A 2,496-nucleotide genomic window follows, 5' to 3' on the forward strand; every position below is an offset into this window, starting at 1 on the left:
GGCCCCTCCACACCCCGGGGGGTGGTGTCGACGGGCCCACCGGCCCCCACCCGATCGCCCTCGCGTTCGACCACGCCCGCATCCTCGCCGACGGCCTCGACCGGGTGCGCGCCAAACTCGAGTACAGCCCGCTCGCCACCGCCTTCCTCCCGTACGACTTCACCATCCCCGAGCTGCGCGCCGTCTACGAGGCCGTCTGGGGCGAGAAGCTCCACCCGGGCAACTTCCACCGCAAGGTGCTCTCCGTCCCCGGCTTCGTCGAGAGCACCGGTACCACCACCGAACGCGGCGGCGCCCGCGGCGGCCCCCGGGCCCGCACCTACCACGCCGGCGACGCCCGGCTGCTCCACCCCGCCCTGCTCCGCCCCGCCCGCGAGGAGGCGCCCGGCGCCGACACCCCGGTCGCCGCCCCCGCGGCGGCGAGCACCGCCGACCACTCCCACCCCGGGGAACACCGATGAGGAACGGGGCTACGATCCGGCCATGACCACAGACGAAGCGACGCGGACCGTCCACCGGCCGTTCTCCCACTGCCACTTCTGCGGCACCGCCTACCCTCCGGAGACGGAGGCTTGGCCCCGCACCTGCCCGGGCTGCGCCGAGATCAGCTACCGCAACCCGCTGCCCGTCGCGGTCACCGTCCTTCCCGTCACCCGCCCCGACGCCGACCCGGCCCTGGTCGTCATCCGCCGCACCATCGAACCCGGCTACGGCCAACTCGCCTTCCCCGGCGGGTACATGGACTACGGCGAGAGCTGGCAGCAGGCCTGCGTCCGGGAACTCCAGGAGGAGACCGGCATCGCGGCCGACCCGGCCGACGTCACCCTGATCCACATGGCCTCCGACCCCAACGGCCGTTTCGTCATGCTCTGCGGACTGCTCCCGGCCCGCCCGCTCAGCGAACTCCCGCCCTCGCGCCCCACCGACGAGACGGACGGCTGGCTGCTCGCCACCGCCGACACCCCGCTCGTCTGGGACTTCCACAACGGCATCCTCCGCCGCTGGTTCGACGGCGAGTTCAACGCCCGGGCCAACCGCTAGAGCCTGGCTGACAAATGATCGCGTGGCAGGCTCGCCGAGCCACGTTGCGGTCGCGGTAGACAACCTCGTCGAAGGCGGGCGGCCGACCGCCAAGGGCCCCGCGTCGTCGGTTGGCCTCCTGGTTGCGACGCTCGGGGATCGTGGCAACGATGCCACTCACCCGAGCTGCTACAGGATCAATATCGAGGGGCCTGAGATCTCCGGGCCGAGCGTTCTTGTCAGTGGTCACGCCTACGGTGCCCCATACGTGTTCAACCGCCACCGCACACGAAGGGCACTCCGATGAGCCAGGCACAAGACGTTCGGGAGGCGTGGGCCCGGGTCACCACATGGCTCGAGCGGAACGACCCCGAGACCTTCGCCACCCTCGGCGGTCCGGGGAACCAGGAGGCCATCGGCCGGGCCGAACTGCACATCGGACTGGAGCTGCCGGCGCCGGTACGGCAGTGGCTCCTGGTGAACGACGTGGATGCCAGCGAGCGCCCCGAGTTCCCGGGTACGTTGGTGCGGCGGGGGTGCGAGGTGCCCGTTCCCGGTGGAACCCTCCTGCTCGGTCTGGAGGACATCCAGCGGGTCTACCTCAGGCAGCTCGCCCTGGAGCGGATGGAACCGTCCGAAGACCCCGACTACCCGCTCTGGCGCCAGGAGTGGCTGCCGATCGCCGCCGACCGCGACGGCCTCTACGGGACGTTCCTGGACACGGCCAACGGGACGATCGGAACATGGGCAGAGGCGGATATGCCGGAGGAAGGGGTGCACGCCTCGCTGTCCGCGCTCTTCCACCGGACGGCGGACCTGCTGGAAGGAGTCACCACCGGGGACTGGAGCGGCCCCGGTGCTCCCGTCCGGCCCCTCAAGCGCGGCGAACCCCGCCCGGAGGACGAGGCGATACGCCGATGGGCCCACGCCCACGGCATGACCATGGAGGACCGCGGACGGATCCCCTCGGACATCCGCGCCGCTCACAAGGACATGACCACCTGATCCGGCCACCGTCAACGGCCGGGGACGGCCCGTGACGGCGACGGTGGTGTCCGACCCGATGGTGGCCGCGGCCCTCCGGCAAGCCTGGATCGTCGCGGCCAGGATCCCCGAACGCCGTGACCAGGCAGGCAACCGCCGATGCCGAGGGCGCCTCGGCGGTCGACAGCCGGCATTGGACAAGGAGATCTACGCGGCACGAACGTGGTCGCCCGATGCTTCGCCCGGCTGAAGCAGTTCGCGCCGGGGTGCCGGTCGGTTTCCGGGCGATCGCGACCAGATTCAACAAGCACGCCGACCGCTACCGCGCCGGAGTCGTCCTGGCCTCCCGGATCCTCCGGCTCCGCGAACCAACAAGATGGCCCTTTGTCAGACGCGCCCTAGTGAGCTGGTTCGGAGTTGGTGCGTCGCCTCATGAGTTGCCGTGCGTACCGACTTCCGGCGAACGGCTGCGGCCGGGGCCATGAGCGCGGT

The 2,496-nt window shown here is 71.3% G+C and carries 3 protein-coding genes and 2 pseudogenes; 4 read left to right on the forward strand and 1 reads right to left on the reverse strand.

Features of this window, described 5'->3' with window-relative positions; translation table 11 throughout:
* Positions 1-461, forward strand: a 461-nt coding sequence (locus tag ABT247_RS33005) for an NUDIX hydrolase (RefSeq protein ID WP_502892547.1), incomplete at its 5' end; no start/stop codon positions are given.
* Between the two features lie 22 nt (positions 462-483).
* A complete protein-coding gene (locus tag ABT247_RS33010; protein WP_350750219.1) occupies positions 484-1,041 on the forward strand; it encodes an NUDIX domain-containing protein in 558 nt (185 codons plus the stop codon).
* Between the two features lie 31 nt (positions 1,042-1,072).
* Here ABT247_RS33010 and ABT247_RS33015 read toward each other — a convergent pair.
* Positions 1,073-1,186: pseudogene (locus tag ABT247_RS33015) on the reverse strand (IS5/IS1182 family transposase); the annotation flags it as partial.
* Positions 1,187-1,323: 137 nt separating this feature from the next.
* On the opposite strand from ABT247_RS33015, the gene ABT247_RS33020 reads away from it, so the two are divergent.
* Both ABT247_RS33020 and ABT247_RS33025 read left to right on the forward strand, forming a co-directional pair.
* Positions 1,324-2,025, forward strand: a complete 702-nt coding sequence (locus ABT247_RS33020; protein ID WP_350750220.1) for an Lsr2 family DNA-binding protein — start codon at positions 1,324-1,326, stop codon at positions 2,023-2,025.
* 103 nt (positions 2,026-2,128) lie between these two features.
* Positions 2,129-2,406 (forward strand): annotated as a pseudogene (locus ABT247_RS33025) (IS5/IS1182 family transposase); the annotation flags it as partial.
* Positions 2,407-2,496 lie beyond the last annotated feature (90 nt).

The sequence above is a fragment of the Kitasatospora sp. NPDC001539 genome (assembly GCF_040298565.1).
Lineage (GTDB): Bacteria > Actinomycetota > Actinomycetes > Streptomycetales > Streptomycetaceae > Kitasatospora.

Excerpts from the sequence above, each read along its gene's own strand:
- ABT247_RS33010 (WP_350750219.1), top strand. The coding sequence starts at position 484 with ATGACCACAGACGAAGCGACGCGGACCGTCCACCGGCCGTTCTCCCAC.
- ABT247_RS33020 (WP_350750220.1), top strand. The coding sequence starts at position 1,324 with ATGAGCCAGGCACAAGACGTTCGGGAGGCGTGGGCCCGGGTCACCACA.